At 42.7% G+C, this 23,237-nt stretch carries 22 protein-coding genes; 21 read left to right on the top strand and 1 reads right to left on the bottom strand.

All coding sequences use genetic code 11. From position 1 onward, the window contains the following. Positions 1–2: 2 nt before the first annotated feature. From ACXADP_RS18660 to ACXADP_RS18560, 21 genes are all read left to right on the top strand, one after another. On the top strand, positions 3–1,823 hold the full coding sequence (locus tag ACXADP_RS18660) for a DUF7411 family protein (protein WP_474972167.1): 1,821 nt from the start codon (positions 3–5) through the stop codon (positions 1,821–1,823). Continuing rightward, a complete protein-coding gene (locus ACXADP_RS18655) occupies positions 1,792–2,943 on the top strand; it encodes a glycosyltransferase family 4 protein (protein ID WP_474972166.1) in 1,152 nt (383 codons plus the stop codon). The genes ACXADP_RS18660 and ACXADP_RS18655 overlap by 32 nt, the downstream gene beginning before the upstream one ends. 41 nt (positions 2,944–2,984) lie before the next feature. Beyond that, positions 2,985–3,455 carry a PssD/Cps14F family polysaccharide biosynthesis glycosyltransferase gene (gene pssD / locus ACXADP_RS18650; protein WP_474972165.1) on the top strand — a complete coding sequence of 157 codons (471 nt, stop codon included), beginning with the start codon at positions 2,985–2,987 and terminating at the stop codon, positions 3,453–3,455. Continuing rightward, a complete protein-coding gene (gene pssE, locus ACXADP_RS18645; protein ID WP_474972164.1) occupies positions 3,452–3,955 on the top strand; it encodes a PssE/Cps14G family polysaccharide biosynthesis glycosyltransferase in 504 nt (167 codons plus the stop codon). Before pssD ends, pssE begins: the two co-directional genes overlap by 4 nt. After that, positions 3,952–5,280, top strand: coding sequence for a UDP-glucose dehydrogenase family protein (locus tag ACXADP_RS18640; RefSeq protein ID WP_474972163.1), 1,329 nt, complete (start codon positions 3,952–3,954; stop codon positions 5,278–5,280). The genes pssE and ACXADP_RS18640 overlap by 4 nt, the downstream gene beginning before the upstream one ends. Then, positions 5,277–6,608 carry a sugar phosphate nucleotidyltransferase gene (locus tag ACXADP_RS18635; protein WP_474972162.1) on the top strand — a complete coding sequence of 444 codons (1,332 nt, stop codon included), beginning with the start codon at positions 5,277–5,279 and terminating at the stop codon, positions 6,606–6,608. The genes ACXADP_RS18640 and ACXADP_RS18635 overlap by 4 nt, the downstream gene beginning before the upstream one ends. 72 nt (positions 6,609–6,680) lie before the next feature. After that, positions 6,681–7,460 (top strand): YveK family protein, encoded by a 780-nt coding sequence (locus tag ACXADP_RS18630; RefSeq protein ID WP_474972161.1) that lies wholly within the window; start codon positions 6,681–6,683, stop codon positions 7,458–7,460. Continuing rightward, positions 7,435–8,112 carry a CpsD/CapB family tyrosine-protein kinase gene (locus ACXADP_RS18625; protein WP_474972160.1) on the top strand — a complete coding sequence of 226 codons (678 nt, stop codon included), beginning with the start codon at positions 7,435–7,437 and terminating at the stop codon, positions 8,110–8,112. The genes ACXADP_RS18630 and ACXADP_RS18625 overlap by 26 nt, the downstream gene beginning before the upstream one ends. Before the next feature lie 34 nt (positions 8,113–8,146). Then, a complete protein-coding gene (gene galU / locus ACXADP_RS18620) occupies positions 8,147–9,028 on the top strand; it encodes a UTP--glucose-1-phosphate uridylyltransferase GalU (protein ID WP_474972159.1) in 882 nt (293 codons plus the stop codon). A 14-nt stretch (positions 9,029–9,042) separates the two neighbouring features. Then, positions 9,043–9,717: a sugar transferase gene (locus tag ACXADP_RS18615; RefSeq protein WP_474972158.1), complete on the top strand. Its 675-nt coding sequence runs from the start codon at positions 9,043–9,045 to the stop codon at positions 9,715–9,717. Positions 9,718–9,738: 21 nt separating this feature from the next. After that, a complete protein-coding gene (locus ACXADP_RS18610; protein ID WP_474972157.1) occupies positions 9,739–11,190 on the top strand; it encodes an oligosaccharide flippase family protein in 1,452 nt (483 codons plus the stop codon). Between the two features lie 30 nt (positions 11,191–11,220). Then, a complete protein-coding gene (locus ACXADP_RS18605) occupies positions 11,221–11,955 on the top strand; it encodes a sugar phosphate nucleotidyltransferase (RefSeq protein ID WP_474972156.1) in 735 nt (244 codons plus the stop codon). Between the two features lie 21 nt (positions 11,956–11,976). Then, positions 11,977–12,552 carry a dTDP-4-dehydrorhamnose 3,5-epimerase gene (gene rfbC, locus ACXADP_RS18600; RefSeq protein ID WP_474972155.1) on the top strand — a complete coding sequence of 192 codons (576 nt, stop codon included), beginning with the start codon at positions 11,977–11,979 and terminating at the stop codon, positions 12,550–12,552. After that, the gene (locus tag ACXADP_RS18595) at positions 12,549–13,604 is read left to right on the top strand and encodes an NAD-dependent epimerase/dehydratase family protein (protein ID WP_474972154.1); all 1,056 of its coding nucleotides are present in this window, start codon (positions 12,549–12,551) and stop codon (positions 13,602–13,604) included. The genes rfbC and ACXADP_RS18595 overlap by 4 nt, the downstream gene beginning before the upstream one ends. Positions 13,605–13,621: 17 nt before the next feature. Further along, positions 13,622–14,728 carry a glycosyltransferase family 4 protein gene (locus tag ACXADP_RS18590; protein ID WP_474972153.1) on the top strand — a complete coding sequence of 369 codons (1,107 nt, stop codon included), beginning with the start codon at positions 13,622–13,624 and terminating at the stop codon, positions 14,726–14,728. A gap of 42 nt (positions 14,729–14,770) precedes the next feature. Continuing rightward, positions 14,771–16,198 carry an O-antigen ligase family protein gene (locus tag ACXADP_RS18585; protein WP_474972152.1) on the top strand — a complete coding sequence of 476 codons (1,428 nt, stop codon included), beginning with the start codon at positions 14,771–14,773 and terminating at the stop codon, positions 16,196–16,198. After that, the gene (locus ACXADP_RS18580) at positions 16,198–17,112 is read left to right on the top strand and encodes a glycosyltransferase family 2 protein (RefSeq protein ID WP_474972151.1); all 915 of its coding nucleotides are present in this window, start codon (positions 16,198–16,200) and stop codon (positions 17,110–17,112) included. Before ACXADP_RS18585 ends, ACXADP_RS18580 begins: the two co-directional genes overlap by 1 nt. An 18-nt stretch (positions 17,113–17,130) precedes the next feature. After that, positions 17,131–17,823 (top strand): CatB-related O-acetyltransferase, encoded by a 693-nt coding sequence (locus ACXADP_RS18575; RefSeq protein WP_474972150.1) that lies wholly within the window; start codon positions 17,131–17,133, stop codon positions 17,821–17,823. Beyond that, entirely contained in the window at positions 17,820–18,974 is a 1,155-nt protein-coding gene (locus ACXADP_RS18570; protein WP_474972149.1) for an NAD(P)-dependent oxidoreductase, read from the top strand. Before ACXADP_RS18575 ends, ACXADP_RS18570 begins: the two co-directional genes overlap by 4 nt. 41 nt (positions 18,975–19,015) lie before the next feature. After that, on the top strand, positions 19,016–19,363 hold the full coding sequence (locus ACXADP_RS18565; RefSeq protein WP_474972148.1) for a helix-turn-helix domain-containing protein: 348 nt from the start codon (positions 19,016–19,018) through the stop codon (positions 19,361–19,363). A 69-nt stretch (positions 19,364–19,432) separates the two neighbouring features. Continuing rightward, positions 19,433–20,929, top strand: a complete 1,497-nt coding sequence (locus tag ACXADP_RS18560; protein ID WP_474972147.1) for a right-handed parallel beta-helix repeat-containing protein — start codon at positions 19,433–19,435, stop codon at positions 20,927–20,929. 54 nt (positions 20,930–20,983) lie between these two features. Here ACXADP_RS18560 and ACXADP_RS18555 read toward each other — a convergent pair whose 3' ends face one another. Further along, positions 20,984–22,738, bottom strand: a complete 1,755-nt coding sequence (locus tag ACXADP_RS18555) for a right-handed parallel beta-helix repeat-containing protein (RefSeq protein ID WP_474972146.1) — start codon at positions 22,736–22,738, stop codon at positions 20,984–20,986. Positions 22,739–23,237 lie beyond the last annotated feature (499 nt).

Raw genomic sequence — 23,237 nt, 5'->3', positions numbered from 1 at the left:
TATTGTTTTATTGCATATATAGCGGTAGTCAAAAAGGCTTCTTGGAATGGAAAGAACATGTAGATGTTCATAGCTGCTGGCTTCAAAAAGATATTGAGTATTTATACTTCGATTGTAAACAGCATATTACAGCTCTTGCTATGATCGGAAACTCAAATAAGCGGATGCTTACTATGCAGGACTCCGAAAAGGAGATTCGTTTGACGTTAAGTAATTCATGGAATCCTGAATGGAAAGGGCAGAGGCCTAATGGAGTGGAAATCCGCTTATCTAAAAATGAAAGGTATGTGACTATTCAGGTTCCTTTTTCTACACCTGAGCAAGTCTATTATTACGAGACTAATCAGACGTTATATGCATCTAATGATCAAAGGTTGCTTGCAAGGTTTGCGAAAAGCAAGCTGAATGATGTTTCAATCTTTCACTATTTAGAAACTGGGTGCCTTCCTTCTGATTTATCTGTTTATGAAGAAGTGTACCGGATTCCTCCAATGCATAAATTGGTATATTCAGAAGTTGAGAAGTCAGTCCGTTATTGTGGGGAGAAGTGGGGAAGGGATGAACCTCACTATTTTTCAGCTTCAAAGCAAATCGACCAAAGACTTGAAGAAATATTGGGTACTATCCCTGGAGGGTCTAAAGTCTTTTTCAGTGGAGGAGTGGATTCTGCCTTAATCGCTGCTAAGCTGAAAGAGCATGGTCGGAGTGATGTGACACTAGAAAATTACTCTTTTGGAGATGATGATCAAGAAGCCAAGTTCGCAAAAAGAGTGGCGGATTATATCGGATTGCCTTTACATCAAATGATGTTTGACGAACGCAAACTTACCGATGTTCTTGAAAATATAGGTAAAGATTATGCTTTTCCTTATTCGGACCAAGGTACTCTCCAGTCTCGGCTGATGATTTCCCAAAGCCTTACAAGATCACCTTTTCCTGTAGCTATCGATGGAACAGGGGCTGACCAATTGTTCACAAAACACCAGGACGTGAAAAATTGGGAGAAGGTGTATCGATTACCACCTTCTATTCGGAAGTTTGCAAGTCCAGTATATGAGTGGACAAAGGTGTTTAAGAGTGATCCAAATATAGGCACCCCTTTAAGAGCATTTAAGAAAAGCACCGCTGCTCCCATGTATTATGCAATGATCATGATGAATAACTGCTTGGATGGCGTAGCTTTTCATATGAGTAATTCTGTCCGACATAAATTGCTTGATTCCTTTTATAATCGTTTAGTTCAGGAATTGGAAGGACTCTCGGAGAATGAGCAGATTGCAGCTTTAAGAGTCTCCCTTAGATCAGGTGCGTTATCGGGTGCAAAGATTCATGATCTGTTACACGTAAATGGAACCCAGACTCTATATCCATTCCTTGACACAGAAATGGTTAAAATCGGATCAAGGGTGCCGATAGAAGAGAAGTTTAAGGATGGAGAACAAAAATACGTTTTGAAAAAGATGCTCGCTCGTTATTTGCCTGAGTCATATATATACCGACCAAAGAATGTGTTCCTTCCGCCAATCAAAAAGGTGATGAGTAACCCGAATGTCGTGGAATGGATCGAAAGTGAAATCCTTCATAACAGAAATCCGATGTTGTCCTATGTAGATGTTTCTATGGTTACCTCCCTGTTTCAGAAAGCTAGGGTAGGTAAGGACTTATCCTTCGATATCTATAATTTTCTTTGGAGTTTTATGATGATCAGCAGATGGGTTGCGCAGGTCAATCAAGCAATAAGTATAAAGAGTAAATCCAATAAGACCATGAAAATACGAGGTGAGGAAAACCATGCAACAGCCGCTGCAAGTCGCTTATCTTGATCACGCAGAGGAAATGGGCGGCGCAGAGTTCAGTTTGTATTACTTAATCAAGGAAATTGATAAAAAGTCCATACATCCGCATCTAATCGTTCCGAATGAAAGCCCTCTGAGAGAAAAAGTTCACCATCATACATCTGTCACCATTGCTCCTCATTCGATGAGCAGTTTGAATATTGTGAAGCGTCCAATGAATGCTTTATCATTTTTTAAAGATTTATATCGGTTGACCTTCTATATAAAAAAACACATCGACGTTGTACATACCAATACATATAGAAGTGCAGTTTATGGTTTGATTGCAGGGAAGGTGGCTGGGAAAAAGACGGTCTGGCATGTCCGTGATCTCCATGACAGTCTCCTTTTCAAAAAGGTCATGCCTTACTTTGCTGATCATATTGTCGCTATTTCAAGAGCGGTTTCACATCAATTCTCTCAGGATGTATTCCGGAAGAAGGGGAGCATTGTTTATAACGGGGTCGACTTTTCGGAGTACCAATTAGAGCACATAAAAGGGAGTGTCAAAACGGAGTTAAACATACCGCAAGAGGCGGTTCTAATCGGCATGGTAGGGAGAATGACAGCATGGAAGGGGTACCATCACCTCATTGAAGCTCTTCCGAAGGTGATCCGTCAAGCCCCGGATGTAAGGGTGGTCATAGTCGGAGGAGCGCTGTTTGCAAGTGATGATTATATAAAACAATTGAAGCAGATGGTGAAGGAGAGAGAACTGCAGAACCATGTCTGTTTCCTCGGACACCGTGAAGATATTCCAAATATCATGAAATCTTTGGATATCTTCATCAGCTATTCAGAAGGAGAGCCGTTCGGCAGGGTGATTATTGAGGCTCTGGCCATGGAGACGCCGGTAATAGTGGCGGATTCAGGAGGAGCCCCTGAAATTATTGAAAACGGTAATTGCGGGGTTATCGCACCTTCAGGAAACCCTGAAGCACTGGCAACAGCAATTCTTTCTGTCCTCGATCAAGAAAATAGGCTGAGAGAGCTCGGCGCAAATGGCAGGCGCTGGGTGAAGGGAAAGTTCAATACTAAAAAGGTTGGAAATGAGATCTACCAAACGTATCAGACGTTGTCGGTTCCTGAGAAAGGTAAATTAGTGTGAAATTACGTTCGTTATAAAGAACTAGTTGAGGGGTGTGTTACATGGAGCAGCCACTGAAAGTAGGACTTATAAGCTCTACAGGGGGGCACTTTGCCGAGCTGATGCAGCTGGTGTCAGGCGTATCTGCCTATAATTGCTTTATCGTCACGGAACAAAACAAAATTTCAGATGCGATGGATTCGGAGATGCACGTCCATTTCCTAGAGCAGCAGGAGAGGCGGAAATGGTCGTTTTTCCTTACATCTATGGTGAACTTTTACCGGTCCTTTCAAATTTTTCGAATTGAAAAGCCGGATGTCATCATTTCGACCGGAGCTGGAGCGACGGTTCCGCTATGTATTCTTGCGAAACTGTTTGGAAGGAAAGTGATCTACATTGAAAGTTTCGCGAATATTACATCTCCTACGATTACCGGGAAAATCCTGTATCGTTTCTCAGACAAATTCTATATCCAATGGGAAGAATTACAGAAGTTTTATCCTAAAGCCGAGTATAGGGGGAAAATTTTTTGATTTTTGTAACCGTAGGTACGCAGAAATTTCCTTTTGATCGCTTGTTGATTGAACTGGACCGGCTCATCGAAAACGATTATATAACCGATGAAATCATTGCTCAGCGTGGATACAGCTCTTATATACCTAAGAATTATTCCTCATTTGATTTCTTACCATCTCATGAGATAAGGAGGTATTTTCGTAAGGCGAGTATCATCGTTACACATGCTGGAACGAGTTCTATTCTGGAAGGGATCGAAAATAAAAAGAAAGTCATTGTAGTCCCCCGTCAAAAGAGATATGGAGAACACGTGGATAACCATCAGCTTGATATTACGAACGTGTTCCTAAAACGCAATTTTGTTGCAGCTGTCCATGATATGAACCAGCTCGGAGTTACAATTCAGTCTATCGGAGAAAAGGTCTTCGACAGCTATCCATTTGGCTCCAAGATGCTGGTAGATTCTGTTACAGAATTCTTATCCGAACTAGCTGAGGAAAGGGGGCGGGCGCAATGAAGATAACCATAGTCGGGTCAGGGTATGTCGGTCTGGTGACGGGGGTATGTCTCGCTGAAATGGGCCACAAGGTTATCGGATTGGATATAGATGAAGAGAAAGTTCAGCAGATGCGCAACGGAATATCTCCCATTTTCGAACCAGGGATTGAGGAATGGATGGTAAGGAATGTGGAGGCCGGACGTCTGTTGTTCACAGCAGATAAAATGAAGGCCTATACCGAGTCGGATATTATCATGATTGCTGTAGGTACACCTCAAAGTCCGGATGGTTCGGCTGATTTGAGTTTTATTGAATCGGTAGTGATGGATCTTGCTTCCTATGTAGATCACGATATCATTGCTGTCATTAAGAGCACAGTTCCCGTCGGTACGAATGACTATATTAAGTCATTAATAGACAGACACCTCTACCATGATGTAACGGTCGAAATGGCTTCAAACCCCGAATTTTTGCGGGAAGGTACCGCGATTAAGGACTGCCTTGAGGGCGATCGGATCGTTATAGGAGCGGACAAGAAGAAAGTTCATGAAACCTTGAGAAACATGTACCATCCATTTGGAATTCCGATCTATGCGACAGATATTCGAAGTGCGGAATTGATCAAGTATGCTTCGAATGCTTTTCTGGCGACGAAGATAAGTTTTGTTAATGAGATTGCTGCCATCTGTGAGAAGGTGGATGCCAATGTGGAACACGTGGCAGAAGGAATGGGGAAAGACAAAAGAATTGGTGCGTCCTTTCTGAGGGCAGGCATCGGTTACGGGGGCTCGTGTTTTCCGAAGGATACAAATGCTTTAGTACAAATCGCTGGAGATCATGACCATCCGTTTCACTTGTTGGAATCGGTTATCCATGTGAACACGCAGCAGCAGAACCTCCTTGTTGAAAAGGCTCTTAAGTATATTGGTACCTTAGAGGGGCTGGAGGTAGCATTGTTGGGGCTCTCTTTTAAACCGAATACCGATGATATGCGGGAGGCTCCCTCTATAGTTATTGCTCATCAGCTTGTCCGGCATGGGGCGAAAATTCGTGCTTATGATCCGGTTGCTGTAGATAAGGCGAGAGATATTCTTCCGTCATCCGTCTCATATAAAGAAACGTGGGAATCCGCCGTTGAAGGAGCAGATCTAGTATTCATCCTTACCGAGTGGGATGAAATTAAACAGATTCCTTTACAGAAACTCCCCTCCCTGATGAATAGTCCAAATGTATTTGACGGTAGGAACTGTTTTCCCTTGGTCGAAGCGGAGAACGGGAAGGTGAACTATTATTCTATCGGGCGTCCCAACGTCTTATCAGGAGTGAAGGAGGTTGTGCTATGAAGCTTGTACTTTTATCCGGAGGTGCAGGGAAGAGGTTGTGGCCGTTGTCCAACGGTGCTAGGTCCAAGCAGTTCTTGAGAGTTTTGAAGGATGACAAAGGAAGTTTGGAGTCGATGGTGCAGCGTGTGTGGCGTCAAATCAAGGAGGTAAGCCTGGATGGAGATACCTTTATTGCGGCTGGCAGCCACCAAGTAGAAATTCTTGAGCATCAGCTGGGTCGCCAAGCTACATTGATTCACGAGCCTGAAAGAAGAGATACATTCGCCGCGATCGCACTATCTGCTTCCTATTTGTATTCTATCGAAGGGGAGAGTATGCAATCGATCATTGGTGTCCTGCCTGTCGATTCTTATGTGGAAGATCATTTCTTCACTAAAGTGTCGGAGCTGGAGCAAGCACTTGAGAAATCAGGCGCTGATATCGGATTAATCGGCGTCACGCCAACATACCCTTCGTCGAAGTATGGGTACATCCTTCCACAGTCTTCCAGTTCTTCAGATTTGATAAAGGTTGGACAATTCAAAGAGAAGCCAACCGAAGAGGCTGCTGAGATGCTTATTCATCGAGGAGGCTTATGGAACAGCGGTGTGTTCGCTTTCAAATTGGAGTACATCATCTCTTTACTAGTGGATATGGGGCTGCCTATCCATTATGAGGAGCTTGTCAAAAAATACTCCAAGATTCCAAAGAACAGCTTTGATTACGAAGTTGTAGAAAAGGCGGACCATGTCATCGCAATGGCTTATGAAGGATTTTGGAAAGATCTAGGGACGTGGAACACATTGACGGAAGAGATGGGAACGCTTGTCACGGGGAATGGACGATCATGCGACGAGTCGATCAACACGCATGTGATAAATGAATTGGATATCCCAATTAAGGTCATCGGTGTCAAGGATGCAGTTATCGCAGCAAGTCCTGATGGGATTCTCGTCGCAGATAAGCAAAAAAGTCCACGAATTAAGCATTTCCTAGGGGAAGAGGAAGAGAGGGTCCGATATGTGGAAGAGAGCTGGGGAACAGCTCGAACTCTTGAGACAATTCTGGATGGACTTTACGAATACATGACCACACGTATTAGTATTCGTAAAGGTCATACGTTCGCGTCCACTCTTGTTAAAGAAGAGAATGAAGTATGGACCGTCGTTAAAGGCGAAGGCATATCCATCAGTGAAATGGGAGAGAGTTTTATCCAGACCGGTGACGTCCTAAAATTCCCACAGGAGTCCGAACACGTCATGAAGGCGGAGGAGAATTTGGAGATCATCGTTGTAAGAAGCGTCCGATACCGCCGAAAAGGAGCACCATTGGAAGCAGTCTCAAAATAAAGGGGTGGTGCCCTCTTTGTTCCATATAGATGGTGGAAGACAGAATGATCCCAACAATAACAGGAGGTAGACATGGGAGAATCCATTGATTTCAAAGATGTATTTCGGTTAATCAAGCGAAGGGCTTTGATCATTTTACTTGTAGGTGTTTTAGGCGCTTTGACAAGCGGGGTGGTCACTTATTATGTTCTTCAACCCACATACGAATCATCGACACAGCTTCTAATTAACCGGACTCCGGCAGAAGAAGATTCGTCTGCCAATATTAGTCAACTGCAGGCCGACTTGACAATGATGAGGTCATATCAGGTGATGATCACAAGCCCCGTTATCCTCGACAAAGTTATTGCTGACCTGGGGGTGTCTGAGACTCCGGAGGAACTGGGCGAGAAAGTTACTGTCAGTAGTGAAGCCGAATCCCAAATTATCCAGATAACCGTGCAGGACGATAATGTGGAACAAAGCGTTCAACTGGCCAATACCATTGCGAGTACGTTTCAGAAAGAAGTCGTGGGCCTGATGAATGTTGATAATGTCAACGTTTTGACAGAAAGCACAGTAGGTGGGAGTGAGGAAATCGAAGTAGACGCAGTGACATCCATCATCATCGCTTTCATAGGCGGATTGGCAGGTGGGACTATTCTTGTGTTTATGATTGAATATTTTGATCGAACCTTGAAGAGTGAGAAAGAGGCGGAACAGCTGCTTGGTCTTCCAGTCCATGTGACAATCCACCCCATCGATAAAAAGAACCACATCTTCAGACAGCTTCAGAAGGAGGACCACTCGTTAATACCACACGCAAAAGGAAGGGGGGCGAATTCAGTTGAAACAAAAGAAAGAGCAAATTAAGAAACGTTCAAAAGGAATGGCGGCTTACGTGGACCCTCTATCGCAAAGTGCGGAACAGTTCCATCTATTATTGGAGGCTTTGGAATGGAAGAAGCAGCATTCTCTTTCAGTTTTAATGACTTCTCCCAATCAGGGAGAAGGAACATCAACGGCAGCTTCCAACCTGGCCATTGTTGCTGCCCAAACAGGGCTTTCTGTGCTCCTTGTGGATGCTAATTTCAGAAACCCGGCTCTTCATGAACTCTATGCGACGGAACAATCCCTTGGATTTATCGATGTACTGAAAGGGAAACAATCGCTGGCGAGCGCCATTCAGACGACTAGTGTGGAGAACCTGGACGTTCTTGCCAACGGTCACGACACAACAAAAAACCACCCTTCCAAGTGGGTTCATTCTTCACGTATGGGCGCTTTTATGAAGGAGGCCAAACAACAGTATAAACTGATCATCTTTGATACATCAGCTATGCTTCCTTTCTCAGAAGGACAAGTATTAGCGGAAAAGACAGATACTACATTGCTTATACTTAATCACAGAAGAACGTCTAAAAGTGATGCAGAGAAGCTTAAAGAGAGGCTGCACGCATCTAGCATCCATGTGTCTGGGATTGTGTATAACTATGGCATCACAAAAAAGAAGAAAAGGCTTTGAGGATATCGCTAACCATACGATCGGAGGAGTGTAAATGAGAGAGATTAAGAAGGCTATCATCCCGGCTGCTGGTTTAGGAACGAGGTTTCTCCCAGCTACAAAAGCATTACCGAAAGAAATGCTTCCTATAGTCGATAAGCCAACCATTCAATATATCGTAGAGGAGGCAGTCGCATCCGGAATCGAGGATATCCTTATTGTGACAGGGAAAGGAAAACGAGCCATAGAGGACCATTTCGACCATGCATTTGAATTAGAGGATAATCTTGTCCAGAAGGAGAAATTTGAACTGTTGCGGGCCGTAAGGGAGATATCGGACATGGTGGATATCCATTACATCCGCCAAAAAGAACCGAAGGGACTGGGTCACGCCGTCTTGTGTGCACGTAAGTTTATCGGCAGCGAACCTTTTGCTGTATTACTAGGGGATGACATCGTCGAAGGTGACGAGCCGTGTCTAGCCCAATTGATCAATCAATACAAGCAGACAGAATCAACTGTGATTGGTGTGAAATCGGTAAAGGAAGAAGAGACTTCCCGTTATGGGATTATAGATCCAATATCCGAAGCAGACCGTAGATATCAAGTAAGAAATCTGGTGGAAAAGCCACAAGACCTTCCACCCTCCAATTTAGCCATTATGGGAAGATACATCTTGACTCCTGAGATATTTGATTTTCTGTCAGAGGAAAAACTGGGTGCGGGTGGTGAGATTCAACTTACCGATGCCATCCAGGAGCTTGCAACCATTCAGGATGTGTATGCCTATTGCTTTGAGGGGGAACGGTTCGATGTAGGTGAAAAGCTCGGCTTCATATTGACCAACTTACACTTTGCATTAAAGAATGAGACGTTGAAAGATTCCGTTTTAGATGAAATGCAGATGCTTATGGAACGACATAGAATTCTGACGTAAGGAGCGGAGTGGTCATGAGTTTAACCAAGCCAAAGCAAAAGTCCATACCCTTTCCTGAAAAACTGGATGCCCCCTCTCCAGCTAAGACATACTTCTTTATGAAACGCATCTTGGATTTGCTTGCTGCCTTGATTGGTTTAGTCGTCCTCTCCCCTGTTTTCCTGATGGTTTCAATCTTGATTAAATTGGAGGATCCTAAGGGACCTGTGCTGTTTAAACAGCTGAGAGTAGGAGAGAGCGGGAGTACTTTCTATATGTATAAGTTCCGATCGATGGTCTATAACGCGGAAGAAATGCTGGATACCCTCATTGATCAGAACGAGGTGGAAGGGCCGATGTTTAAGATGAAGCGGGATCCAAGGATTACGAAGGTTGGTTATTGGATCAGGCGTACGAGCATCGATGAATTCCCGCAGCTTATCAATGTGCTGAAGGGAGAAATGAGCCTTGTTGGACCAAGACCTCCACTTCCGAGAGAAGTCATTATCTACTCGAACTATGATATGCAGCGGTTATTGATCCGGCCGGGGTGTACAGGCATTTGGCAGGTGAGCGGGAGAAGTAATGTAAGCTTTAAAGAAATGGTTCAACTAGATTTATACTACATTCAACATCAATCCTTGAAGCTGGATATGAAGCTGTTCTTTAAAACGTTTTATGTCGTTCTGAGTTCCAAGGATGGTTACTGAGTTTGATAGGGAGATGAGGGAATGGTAAGAGACTCTGTTCTGCTTTCCGCCCACAGGCTGTTACGATCCATATCAACATTGTTCCTTACGATGATCCTGGCAAGAACGCTTACGATGGAGGAAATGGGAATCTATCAATTGCTTCTGATTATCACGATTACGCTTGGAGCATTGGTCCCGTTCGAAATGTCCACGTCCTTCATGTATTTTCACAACAAGACAGATGATGCTGAGGAAAAGAATCGGATCATAAGCAATACGTTTGTTTCCTTATTCATTTTAGCTGTTCTGACATTCATGATTCTTTACCTTGGAAGTACATTCGGGTGGTTTTTAACAGGTGATGCGATGGCCTCTTTAGTGATTTGGGTGGGGATTTGGTGTTTTTCCATTATTGCTGGAAGCCATTTGGAAAATTTGTATGTGTCCACGGGTAAAGCCAAGCTATTCAGCATCTTCTCTCTTGTGTATTACCTTGCTTATGCAGCTACTGCATTCTTGATCATCCATAGAGATGGAGAACTTCTAAGCATCATCCAGTTTATTGCCATCTTTGAACTTGTGCGTATGATTATCCTGCAGGCTTTGTACATCATGAAACAGCCGTTCGCACTTAAGATGGACTGGCAGTTGTTGAAGCAGCAGGTGATATATACCGGTTCCGTTGGTGCAGTGACGGCGATTACGGTGGTGAACGGGTATGCGGATAAAATTCTTGTAAAGTTCTTTTCTACGCTGGAAGAGTTTGCGGTATTTGCCATCGTATCCAGAGAAATACCGTTTGTGCTTACAATAACGGCCTCTGTTGTCACTGTCATGCTCTCCAAATTAAGCCATTTATATAATGTAAAGAACGACGTGAAACAGACGCTTTCACTTTGGCAGAGCACCAGTAAAGTTCTTGCTGTCATCATCTTTCCGATGTTCTGGATACTACTATTTTATAAAGAGGAATATATTTCACTGATTTATTCCGATATGTATTTGTCAGGTATTCCGATCTTTTTGATTTATTTGATTAAGTTTCCACTAAGTTTTACCGTTTTCTATACTCTTCTGTTGATTTCTGGAAATCAGAAACTTGTTTTAATCAATACGGCCATTGTCGTAGGATCAAACCTGGTGTTGAGTTATATTGGAATTTTGTCGTTTGGACCCTATGGTGTAGCTGTGGCAACGGTTGGCACTGCTTTCCTAGGTGCTTATCTTCAACAGAGGGACGTGTGCAAGGTGTTCGGCATCCAACAGAGGGAACTGCTGCCTTACCTCATGATTGCAAGGACTTTTCTAATCTCGGGAGGTATCAGTTATGTCGTTTTTCATTTCACTCGTTTTCTGCCGTTGCACATATTTATTCAGTTTTTTATAGGCGGAGCACTCATTATGATTAGCACAATGGCTGTTTCTTATATTTTGAAAGACATTCCGTCCAGTCATTTGCCTGAAGCTTGGAGACGAAGGAAAATCGCATAAGTGATGCGGTTCATGAAGGAGGAGAAGACTATGAAAGGAGTCATTCTGGCTGGAGGAACAGGGTCAAGACTGTATCCCAAAACTCGGTATACAAATAAGCATCTACTTCCGGTAGGTGGTGTACCTATGATCCATCACGGCATAGGGAAGTTGAAGGAGGCTGGGATTGACGAAATTTTGATCGTCACAGGTAAAGCTCATATCGATCATATGATTGAGGAACTTGGATATGGAGATACATTAGGCGTACGCTTATCTTATGAAATTCAGGAAGAAGCTGGTGGGGTAGCGGAGGCACTGGGATTGGCGCGCGGATTCTGTGGAGGGGATCCTGTTGCTGTAATTCTCGGGGATAACATTTTTTCTGATTCGTTAGAACCCCATATTCGTCCTTTTCTTGAATCGGATGCTCAGGCTATGATTTTTCTGAAACGGGTGAAGGATCCAGAGCGATTCGGAATTGCTACATTTTCATCTGGAATTATCTGTGCTATCGAGGAGAAGCCACCAAAGCCGATGTCAGACTGTGCGGTAACTGGAATTTATCTTTACAAACCACAGGTATTCTCAATTATTAATAGTTTGAGACCTTCAGAAAGAAAAGAACTGGAAATTACGGATGTGAATAGAGCCTTCCTAAACACAGGTATGCTTGACTACCGGATTCTTACAGGCCATTGGATAGACGCGGGAACCCATGCATCATTAACGGAAGCAGATCGATTATTTACACCGAGTGTGGGTGCCAAGGTGCGTCATAGTTGAATGAAACAGGGGGGTAATGATGTGAAAGTAATCAAAACGAATCTGCCAGGCGTCAAGCTGATTGAACCGAAAGTATTTGGAGATCAAAGAGGTTTTTTTATGGAGAACTATAATAGATCTGTATTTAACGAACATGGGATTGAGGATTCTTTTATTCAGGACAACCATTCGTTGTCTAAAGAGGCAGGTGTCTTGCGTGGGCTGCATTATCAGTTGAATCCTAAAGCCCAGTCGAAGCTGGTCCGTGTAATTACAGGTGTGGTATATGATGTAGTGGTCGATATCAGAGAGGGATCGCCGACCTATAAGCAATGGCAGAGTTTCATTCTTTCAGAACACAACCAAAGAATGCTTTACGTCCCAGAAGGATTCGCTCACGGATTTTGTACACTGACAGAGAACACCAATGTCTGTTATAAAGTGAACGCTTATTATTCACCGGAGAATGATCGAGGGATAAGTTGGGATGATTCCGAATTAGCAATCGATTGGCCGGTGAGTCATCCGATTCTTTCAGAGAAAGATGAACAACAGCCCCTTTTTCGTGAGGCAGAGAATGATTTTCAATATAAGGTAGAAGGTAGTGTGATTCGATGAAGCATATTTTAGTGACAGGCGCTGGTGGATATGTTGGATGTGTGTTGGTTCCGAAACTCTTAAACAAGGGGTACAGCGTTACAGCCGTCGACCGCTTCTTCTTTGGGAAAGAGAAACTGGACGATCATGAGAATCTAAAGATCGTACTGGAAGATACACGTCGATTATCACCTGAGCATCTTGAGGGTATCGATGCAGTCATTGATCTTGTAGCTATCTCTAATGATCCAAGTGGAGAGTTGTTCCAAGACATTACGTATGATATTAATCACTACTCAAGGGTAAGAACGGCTCTTTTGGCGAAGGAAAGAGGAGTGAAGCGCTACATACTACCTTCTTCCTGCAGTATTTATGGTTTTCAGGGGAGTACGAAAAGGGTGACCGAAGAGGATAGCACCAATCCACTGACGACTTATGCTAAGGCGAACGAGAGAGCAGAACAGGATATCCTTCCGTTAGCAGATGAAGCGTTCACTGCTGTCGTCGTTCGACAAGCGACGCTGTACGGAAAATCGAAGCGTATGCGATTTGATCTTGCTGTAAATGGCATGGTTTACGGAGCCTGGAAGAACAAAAAGATACCTTTGATGAGAGATGGTAGTCAGTGGAGGCCTATGCTTCACGTGCAGGATACGGTAGACCTGATGTGTCTGCTGCTTGAAGAAGATAGTCATAAAATTAACGGAGAGATTTTCAATGCCGGATCAGAATCTGGAAACTATCAACTTGAGACACTTGCTTCTGAAATCGCCGGCACACTCCCGGAGGATATTGCTATTGAATGGTATGGTCACCCGGATCACCGCTCCTATCGTGTGAGCTTTGAAAAAGTAAAAACAATACTTGGCTGGGAAAGTAAGTGGACCGCTGCGGATGGTGCATTGGAAATTTATCAAGCCCTTCAGGCGAATGAGCTGAGGAAGGGATTGGATACAATTACTCTTGATTGGTACAAGGAATTGATGAAGTGGCATGACATATTGAGAGAAATGGATTGGGGCGGCAAGTTGTTTGAAATTGAGAAGGAAGAAGAAGCCCCTTTAAAAATATAGAGGGTGGAGGGAAAGCAATGAAAGTCCTGCACATAGTCAGACAATACAGTCCTGCTATAGGAGGGTTGGAGAATTTCGTCAGTGAACTGGCAACACATCTGAATGGCAACGGTGTAGAAGCGGAGGTGTTGACCCTGGATCGCAACTTCTCTGATGGTACCCCTTTACCTGACCAATCTCTTGAAAACGGAGTTAAGGTGAGGAGGATACCATATTTTGGTTCAAAGCGTTATCCAATTGCTCTCTCTACTGTGCGTTATGTATCACAATTTGATTTGATCCACGTTCATGCGGTTGATTCCTTCATTGATTTGATGACAATGCTGAAGCCTTTTCACCGGAAGCCGATTATTCTATCCACACATGGTGGCTTTTTTCATACAAAGAATCAAGAAAGGCTGAAGTATTACTATTTTCATACGATTACTCGTATGGTGATGAGGAATGTAAACAAAGTCGTAGCTTGCAGCAATAATGATTATGATCTCTTCAGAAGAATCACATCAGACAATCTACAATTGATCGAGAACGGCATCAACGTAGAAAAGTATTCAGGAATTTCCAATCAGCGTGGAACTAAGAATCACATGATTACTGTGGGACGCTTCTCATCCAATAAACGGGTAGACCTGCTCCTCAAACTAGTCAGTCAACTGAAGAAGGAGTTCGAGGATGTAAAGCTCTCCATCGTAGGAAAAGATTTCGATCGATTGAGGGCCACATATGAAGAAATGATTGAACGTTACGGTATAACTGATCATGTGGAAATTATAGAGAATGCTACGGATGAGAGACTTTTGGAGGTAATGGCCGGTTCGGAATACTTTATCTCTGCGTCTGAATACGAAGGTTTTGGACTTTCGGCTCTCGAGGCGATGGCGGCTGGTCGTATTCCGCTATTGAATGACATTCCCTCGTTCAACAAAATGATCGATGATGAGAGAAATGGTTTTATTATCGACTTCAATCATATGGAAAAGGCAGTCGACAAAGTTTCCTCTATCTTACGGCGCGAAGATACAGAACATCTGATCCATTCATCGACATCCTATGCGAACGCCTATTCTTGGAGAGAAGTAGTGAAGGATTTCCAGGCTGTATATGAAGAAGTATGCTGTGTCTAAGAGTTCTCTATAACGAAAGAAGAACAGAAGAGGGGATTTGCTATGCTCGCTAAACACATATGGAACAAACAAACGGTTATTCTACTGGGGGCGTGTGTTGTTCTGGCGGCAGTCATTGGGACCGCATCCAGTCTAACTCCGGAAATGGTACCTGTAATCATCGGAGCTTTATTGTTCCCATTCCTTCTCCTACTACCTGTGGATCGGTTTCTTTTACTTATTGCTCTATGTATATTCATTGATCGCTCCTTCTTATCAGTAGGGGGTTCATATATCCGCATCTATCAGGTGCTCTTCCTGTTTATGACTTTGAAATTCGCATTGGAAATGGTAGCTCAGAAGCGTGATGTCTTTACCACTCCATTATTTCTGTTCATTAATTTATGGGTGGGGAGCTATTTCCTAAGTTATAATCACGTCCTGAATTACACAGATTTCTGGACCGTAGTCGTTGGGCAGTTGTTCCTGAATCTCTTCTTCTTCCTCTCCGTACAAGTGATCTATGACAAAGGAGAACCTTTTCTTCGGAAAATTGTCAAGTACAGCATTATATCAGGAGTGATCGTTGCAGTTGTAGGATTTGTACAATGGGCCGGCTTTTTCCTGGGAGTGGATATCGGAATCAGTCATTATGAGCATATCGGTATTCCGCGTCCGTCCTCCTTTGCTCATGAACCGGATTGGTATGGTTTGTTTTGTGGTTATTCAGCCGCTTGGCTTCTTGTTCTGTATATGTACAAGCATTCGACTCTCTTCTCTCATTCTTTCATCCAGGTCGCTTTGGTCATTACTTGTTTAGGGGTAATAATCAGCATGGCACGAGCGGCGATTCTGGCGTTGTTTGCAGCTGGACTGTTTTTATTCATATTAACGAAAGGAAGACGCTTAATACGGTTCGCACTTTTTACGGGAATAGGTGGGGCGATTCTCGCAGGTGGTTTGTTTGTCACCAATCCGGAAATTGGGACGAGCATTTATCAGCGTTTGAATCCACTGACCTCTTTGGAAACAGATAGTGGTGCGGCTGACAGTCGTGTTGCTTCTATTCAGATGATGATTGACCATATCAACATCCACCCTATTGTCGGAAATGGTAGTGGAGGAATGGCGGAGCTATCTCAAATGCAGGAGATGAGAGACAAGTATATTTATGGAGGGGAACTCAATGAGGGGAAAGGAAATGCGAATATATTCCTCACGGTTTTGTTCGATACGGGGATTATTGGGCTTGCAATCTTTCTTGTAATCATTGGTCGTCTCATCCAGATGATACACGAGATGTACTCTAAACAGGACTTCATTCCTTTAGGCTTTGCAGCATCCAGTGTCGTTATCCTGGTTGACTTTAATTTCAACAACGGTTTTCGAATGGGCTTTGTATGGTTTCACTTAGCTATGATTGCAGCTTACTACATGCTTTACAAGAAGAGAGAAGTTGACCGGTATGAAAAAGGTGGGGGGTTAAAATGATGAAAAAGAAAGCACCACCATCTGTTTGTGTAGTTATCGTAAACTTCAATGGAACCAAGGACACTTTGGATTGTTTGGATTCCTTGACTGATCAAACCTATCCAAATATCCAAGTAATCGTTGTTGATAATGCTTCTGATAATCAAGAAGAACTTGAAGCGGCCCTTCTTTCGTATTCCTGCCACATCGTGCAGTTGGAAGAGAATAGAGGATTTGCTGCTGGAAACAATGCAGGTGTGAAATATGCGATGGAACAACTCCACCCTGACTACATTTTAATGTTGAACAACGATACTGTGGTAAGCCCGGATTTCTTGTCCCCGCTCGTCTATGAGCTTCAAAAAGACACAGGGGTAGGAGCCTGTTGTTCTCATATCAATTATCATGATCCTTCGAAACAAACTTGGTATGGTGGGGGGTATATCAACTGGAAGACAGGGACCGCCGTCCATGCTCTTCAAGATTATCAATCATCTTCTTCTAGAGATGTCGAATTTTTGACAGGATGTTCGCTTCTGTTTCACACCCGGATGATTCAAGAAATCGGGTATTTAAATGAGGATTATTTCTTATTTTATGAAGATACAGAGTTTTGTGTTCGTATGAAAAAGGCTGGATACAGACTTAGATATGTCCCTGAATCATTGATCTATCACAAAGTCTCTGCTACAGCAGGATTTCGTTCCCCTCTTGCGAATTATTACGGTACGAGGAATAAAATGCATTTTATGTATCTTCATTCCAATCGATTGAATTATACGTTTTTTCTTTGTTATTTCAGCATGAAGACAATATTGAAATTGTTGGTGTATAGATGTAAAGGGAAAGGTTCCAAAGATTTGCGGGAGGCGGTTCGGAATGGCTACCGGGATTTCCTCCGTCATAAAACTGGGAAATGGCAGCGTCTTACATAAACGACAGGAGGGGTAACAGTGGGAATTGGGCGTTTTATACCTTTTGGATTAAAGAATGGAATCCGTCATTTACAGTTTAAACGGAAGTACCCATCTGTTTATCTGGGTCAGGGTGTTGAAGTGGATGTTTCAACGACTACCGTCGGCGAAAGATGCTCTATCAATGCTTATACAAGGATTTCCCATTCAGATGTTGGGAGATATACGTATACGGCTAGAAACTGCAATGTTATGAATGTGAAGCTGGGGTCGTTTTGTTCCATTGGTCCTGGGTGTCAAATCGGATTAGGAAACCATCCCAGCCATTTCATATCAACCTCTCCAATCTTCTATTCGACTGCAGGTCAGTTGAACGGAGAAACATGGGTGGATCAGGATTATTACGAAGAATTTTCTCCTGTCACCATCCATGACAATGTTTGGCTGGGGGCTCATGTTATTGTACTTGATAGGGTCACGATAGGAGAAGGGGCCATTGTTGCAGCCGGTGCGGTGGTTACCATGGATGTCCCACCTTATGCGATTGTGGCAGGTGTTCCCGCTAAAGTAATCCGTTATCGGTTCCGTGAAGAAACCATTAAAAAAATACTTGATATGCAGATTTTTTCCAGAAAAGATAAATGGTTGAAAGAGTGGCTGACTGGGGATGTCACTCCAGGTGATTTATTGTTGGATAGATCAATAGAACAAAGAAATGAGGCGAAGAAATGAAGAAGCGCGTAGGTGTAATTGGAACGGGATTGATAGGGACAGGTCTGGTAAAGCTTTTGAGCAGACAGGAGGATTTGTGTGTTTCCGGTATTTTAACAAGACGCAGCATTGCTGAAATGGGGGGGTACCCGAGAGAAGAGCTCTTGACAAATTCGCGAAAAGAATTGATTGACGGCGCCGACATCATCGTAGAATGCAGTGGAGATGTACTGTATGGAAGTGAAGTCATTGAACAGGCTATGAATGCCTCCCTGCCTGTAGTCACCATGAATGCAGAATTGCAGGTCACTACGGGGTCATATTTTGCGGCAAAAGGAGTTTTTACAGAAGCGGAAGGGGATCAGCCGGGCTGTCTTGCAAAGTTGGATGAGGATGTAAGACAGATGGGGTTCAAGCCCGTTGTCTACGGTAATATCAAAGGATTCCTTAATCAAAACCCTTCTGAGGAAGACATGCTTTACTGGTCTAAAAGAAATGGTACCAGTCTTGGGATGACCACATCTTTTACAGATGGAACGAAAGTCCATATTGAACAAGTGCTTGTCGGAAATGGACTCGGTGCAGATATATCCGCTAATGGGATTATTGGTTTGAAAGCGGATGACAGCCGAGGCGGGGGCCAGCATCTAGCTGAAACAGCAGATAGGGAAGGGCGTGTCCTTAGTGATTATATTCTTTCCGGATCCCTTCCTCCAGGTGTCTTCATTACTGCTCGTCATGAAGAGGAGCAACAAGACACTCTCCGGTATTACAAAATGGGAGATGGACCTTTCTATACGATGCAAACCAATTACCACCTGTGTCATTTGGAGGTTCTAAAAACAATCCGTCGTGTAATCAATGGCGGTGGTATTTTACTTAATAATAGTACGAATCCGCGCCTGAGTGTAGCTGCCATTGCGAAGAAGAATTTGTTAAATGGAACAAACATAGAGCATGGAATTGGAAGTTTTGAATTTCGGGGAGAGGCTGTACGAATCAACGATGAACCGGATCATGTCCCAATTGGACTTCTGAGAAATGGGGTTTTAAATCGCTCCATAGAAGAGGGAGAAATGATACGATTCTCTGATGTTGAAATCCCGGAATCTTTTGCCCTTCGAGTTTGGAAGAAAATCCTAAATGAACAAGTGACCTACGTAACGAAATGAAGGTCTTCAATCCTACCTTTATGAAGGGTGAGAGATGTTGAATGATAGGGCGGAATATTAAAAGAGTTAGGAAGCAGCAGGGGATCACACTCTCTGAATTAGCTAATCGATCTGGTATATCTAAGTCTTATTTAAGTAACCTGGAAAGAGACTTGAAACAAAACCCTTCCATACAAATTATGAAAAATATTGCTTGTGTTCTAAGAGTTGATATTGAAGAAATAATCGATCCAATTAAAGGCGAAGAAACAAAACGAATGAACGAGTGGGGAGATTTTGTTGCAGTGGCGTCTGAATACGGTTTAGAACAGGACATGCTTGATGAATATAAAGAAGTTATTGCATTTATTCATTGGAGGAGACAGCAGCAAAGATCAAAAAATAGATAAAAGAGAAATAGATAGGAGCGAAGAACCGTCGGACATTTGAAACGAACAATGTTGGTAGGGTCTTTTATATTGGTTATTGGTGCAGTCCTGGCATTGTTTATAGGTGGAAGAGAATCTTCTCCAACTTCCACAGCAGTGAACGATTGTATGGCTTCTAAGGAAGATATAGAAGAGCTGCAGAAGGAAATCAATACGGCAAGTAATACAGGTGGGGGAATTGTTTTATTAGAACCATGCCAATATGTTATTTCCGAGCCGATTCTGCTTAAATCTGATGTCCACTTGAAAGGTGCGGGAATCGATCAGACGATCATCGAGTTGAAGCCGTTGCTGGATAATGGAACTAAAAATGATCATAAGATTATTGAGACAGAGAGCGGTGCGAAGAATATTAAAATCAGCGAACTAACGGTGGACGGTAACAAGGAGGAGCGTAAATCCTTGATCAATGATCCGCATGCGCATAGCATCGATATTGTTCATGTGGACGGATTTTTAATTGATCAAGTGAAAATTATGCAATCTGCATCCGCTTCCATCATGTTGTATAACAGCCGGAACGGTAGTGTTCAAAATTCCCGGATAGAAGATAGTGGATCGAATGGAATCCTCGCTATGCAGGAAACAAAAAACGTTACGATTTCCAATAATATAATTAATCACACAGATCATCAGAATGGGATTTTCATTTCTTATCAACGGGGTCATTCCTCATCCGACATTGTCATAGATAACAATAAAGTTAACGATGCAGCGGATTTTGGAATTGAAGTCGGGCACATTGTTCCCGATGGACAAGAACAGCATAGGAACATTCAAGTTACGAATAATGAAATCATTCAGGCTACCAATTCTGGAATTGCTTTTCGTACTGTAAGTGACGGCATTATTAAAAATAATGTCATTCACGGATACGGAAAAAACGGTACCTATGGAGGGGATGGGATTTTTGTTGAGGGCGGTTTCAATACATCTGAGAATGTGGAAGTAGTGGACAACGAAGTCATACAAAATTTCCAAAGCGGAGATGCCAATGCTATCTATGTTACGGGGATGGACGGGACTCTTATTGAAGGAAATACGGTGGAAGACAGCAGGGGTAATGGTATTTTCGTACAGGCATCCATACTTCCGGATCAGATGAAAACCACGGACTTCGCAGAAGGTAAGAGAGCCTTTCATCGGATTGAAGTAAAGAATAACAGCTTCAAAAATAATTTGAAAAATGGCGTTCATTTTCAAGGAGACGGTTCAGACGGAAATATAATTGAACAGAACACCATCACTGGTAATGGGGAGCACGGCATTCAAATAGCAAATTTGAATGTTGGGAATGGATTTAAAATAGAGGGGAATTCGATCTCTGATAATAACCAAACCGGCATCAGTGTGTATAAACAAGAGGATTTTCAAATAGTAGAGAACACATTCCATAAAGAAGATAAACAGGAATATCAAATCTCGATTGTGGAGGTTTCCGATTCCCTGATTGAAAGTAATACATTTCTTCAAGAGCAGGATATTTATCTGGAAAATACGCAACTCGTAATGATTAATCAGGAATAGTAACAATAAAAAGCGAGAAGGGTGTGAACTTCTCGCTTTTACCTATTCATTTGTTCATTCCAGAAGATTGATGATTTGTATGAGGATGTTTGATACTTCCACAGCTTTTTCCTCGTCACTTGAAGCTAGCTGCTGTAATTGTTCAATAGCGGCAGAAACTTCTGCAGGAAGCTCCGGTGGTTCTTCGTCCTCATTAGTACGCTTGAGATATATACCCTCGATTTGAATATCTTGAGAAATATCCTTATCCCAGAAGAGTAGTTCATCTTGGTCTTCAGAGCTAAAGGAGAAGGAATAATCTTTCCAATCAGAGGTAAGTTCTATATTTTCATTCAACTTCCTACGGTCTTGAACATAAAGATTCAATGTAGCCAAAGAAGCAGACTTAGCACTGAATGAAATTTCGTACATTCCTTCGTCAAAAATCTGTCGGTTGGTCTGAGGGAAATACTTTGGCAGAGGGTTGAAGGAGGTCGGTTCCGTCCAAAGATTATCACTAGGATTGGAATCTTCATCGGTAACAATATTGTCGGAGACAGTCACGCGTTGTGGGTCTCCCTCCACTCGCACAGCTTCCACTCCGCTGCGCAAAATGGTGTTATAGCTGACTATATTGCCACTGGATGGGTAGCTGTCGAAATGAACGCCAATCTCTTCACTGTTCAAAACCGTATTACTTGTAATACGGATATCCTTGTAAAGTCTTCTTCCATCAGGGAAATCCGGTGTTTCACCTTGAAAGTAAGAAGCCAGGATGTAAATAGAATCATTCCAGCTGTCTTCAATGGTGTTACCAGTAATATCCATGTTACTCATCCCTGTAATATAAATCGCCTGTTGATAGGGGAAGAGCTGCCCTTGAACTTTTGGATATTCTTGAAGGATCCTATTATTTTTAACATCCACGTCCGAGTTTAAAGATACTCTTCCTTCCACAAATATCGCATTGCATCCATATTCATTATGTTCCGCATAGTTGGTAATTATGTTTCCTTCAATCAAACCCTCGGAGACTGTCCTGAAACCGATCCCCGTACAATAAGCATTCTCAATCACATTATTCTTCACCGTAATATTCCGATGTGGCTCATCATCCGGTTTATGGGTCGTGTGTCCGACTTCGATGGCATAATCAGCTACATCCCTTACCGTATTCCCTTCAATAAGGATATTGTAGGTACTGTCACCTTGGTACATGAAGAAAATACCATTCTGATTGTCTGTATGATCAATGATGTTGTTCCGGACTTTGATATCGTGTGTTTCCTGCATGCCGAGTATTCCGTTGCTGCCACTGTCTTTGATGACGTTGTTTTCAATCATTCCATTAGAGGAGTACCATAGTGCAATGCTGGCATCCACGGAATTAATAATTTCAATATCGTGGATATGCAGCTCATTGACGTAAGCAAAAGACATAGTGTGAGAGAAACCACTGTTGATGAGTTCTTCTCTAAGCTCCTTAGCACCATCGAAGGTGATGTGTGATACTTCCACATTTGAAATCTTATCAGCTAACAAAATTTTATTTGGATTCAAACTTCCATCAGATTGAACGGGTTCCATGGTCAGAATGGTCTTTCCGACTCCTTGTCCGGTTAAGTGAACATTATTTTTGAGACGGAGGGGTTCTGATAAAACGATTCTTTCAGCAGGCAGGGTTACTACTCCTCCTCCTTGTTGACTGACCTGATCAATTTCATCCTGAATTTCTTTTAACGTGTCCAAAGGTTCATCAGCATGAACAATAACAATAGACGTCAGGCATAAGGATATCGTTAATATTATCCACGCGAATAGATGTTTCATAAGTTTTCTTATCTCCTCTATATCAGATTTGTCCTATATATAGAGGTGGAAAGCGACTCTACATGAAGACTAGTTCATCTTATTATCATTTTTGTATTAACGTGACATTATGCTTAGGAAATGGGCATTGAAACACAGCGACCTTTAAGTGAACAAATAAACGAATTAAAATCAACAAAGATCCCATTCGGAATAACTGTTTTAGGAATGATGTGAAATTTTAAAAATAAACTCATAAACGAAAGGGTTTGGGGGGGAGGATTGCAGAATTACGCTGTAAACATGCCTATGAATGGACTGGAATTTTCACATTGGAATGATTTAATGTAAAGACTTGTGGGACGAGTCAAATCATACCTCTCAACCATTAAAGGGTATGGCGAATGGAGATAGGATATGGCGGATACATAACCGATTGCGATTTTTATGCCGGGAACGATGTAGAAAAGTGAAATCCAATTTGATTAACTGCCAGGTGAGAGACTTTTTTGATAAATCC

Source organism: Halobacillus sp. AWH4_228, from assembly GCF_056158365.1.
This window is presented reverse-complemented; position numbering and strand designations above follow the sequence as displayed.

Bases quoted from the DNA above. Each gene is read 5' to 3' on its own strand.
- ACXADP_RS18655 (WP_474972166.1), top strand. From the start codon at position 1,792: ATGCAACAGCCGCTGCAAGTCGCTTATCTTGATCACGCAGAGGAAATG.
- pssD (WP_474972165.1), top strand. From the start codon at position 2,985: ATGGAGCAGCCACTGAAAGTAGGACTTATAAGCTCTACAGGGGGGCAC.
- ACXADP_RS18640 (WP_474972163.1), top strand. From the start codon at position 3,952: ATGAAGATAACCATAGTCGGGTCAGGGTATGTCGGTCTGGTGACGGGG.
- ACXADP_RS18635 (WP_474972162.1), top strand. From the start codon at position 5,277: ATGAAGCTTGTACTTTTATCCGGAGGTGCAGGGAAGAGGTTGTGGCCG.
- ACXADP_RS18630 (WP_474972161.1), top strand. From the start codon at position 6,681: ATGGGAGAATCCATTGATTTCAAAGATGTATTTCGGTTAATCAAGCGA.
- galU (WP_474972159.1), top strand. From the start codon at position 8,147: ATGAGAGAGATTAAGAAGGCTATCATCCCGGCTGCTGGTTTAGGAACG.
- ACXADP_RS18615 (WP_474972158.1), top strand. From the start codon at position 9,043: ATGAGTTTAACCAAGCCAAAGCAAAAGTCCATACCCTTTCCTGAAAAA.
- ACXADP_RS18610 (WP_474972157.1), top strand. From the start codon at position 9,739: ATGGTAAGAGACTCTGTTCTGCTTTCCGCCCACAGGCTGTTACGATCC.
- ACXADP_RS18605 (WP_474972156.1), top strand. From the start codon at position 11,221: ATGAAAGGAGTCATTCTGGCTGGAGGAACAGGGTCAAGACTGTATCCC.
- ACXADP_RS18595 (WP_474972154.1), top strand. From the start codon at position 12,549: ATGAAGCATATTTTAGTGACAGGCGCTGGTGGATATGTTGGATGTGTG.
- ACXADP_RS18590 (WP_474972153.1), top strand. From the start codon at position 13,622: ATGAAAGTCCTGCACATAGTCAGACAATACAGTCCTGCTATAGGAGGG.
- ACXADP_RS18585 (WP_474972152.1), top strand. From the start codon at position 14,771: ATGCTCGCTAAACACATATGGAACAAACAAACGGTTATTCTACTGGGG.
- ACXADP_RS18580 (WP_474972151.1), top strand. From the start codon at position 16,198: ATGAAAAAGAAAGCACCACCATCTGTTTGTGTAGTTATCGTAAACTTC.
- ACXADP_RS18570 (WP_474972149.1), top strand. From the start codon at position 17,820: ATGAAGAAGCGCGTAGGTGTAATTGGAACGGGATTGATAGGGACAGGT.
- ACXADP_RS18565 (WP_474972148.1), top strand. From the start codon at position 19,016: ATGATAGGGCGGAATATTAAAAGAGTTAGGAAGCAGCAGGGGATCACA.
- ACXADP_RS18555 (WP_474972146.1), bottom strand. From the start codon at position 22,738: ATGAAACATCTATTCGCGTGGATAATATTAACGATATCCTTATGCCTG.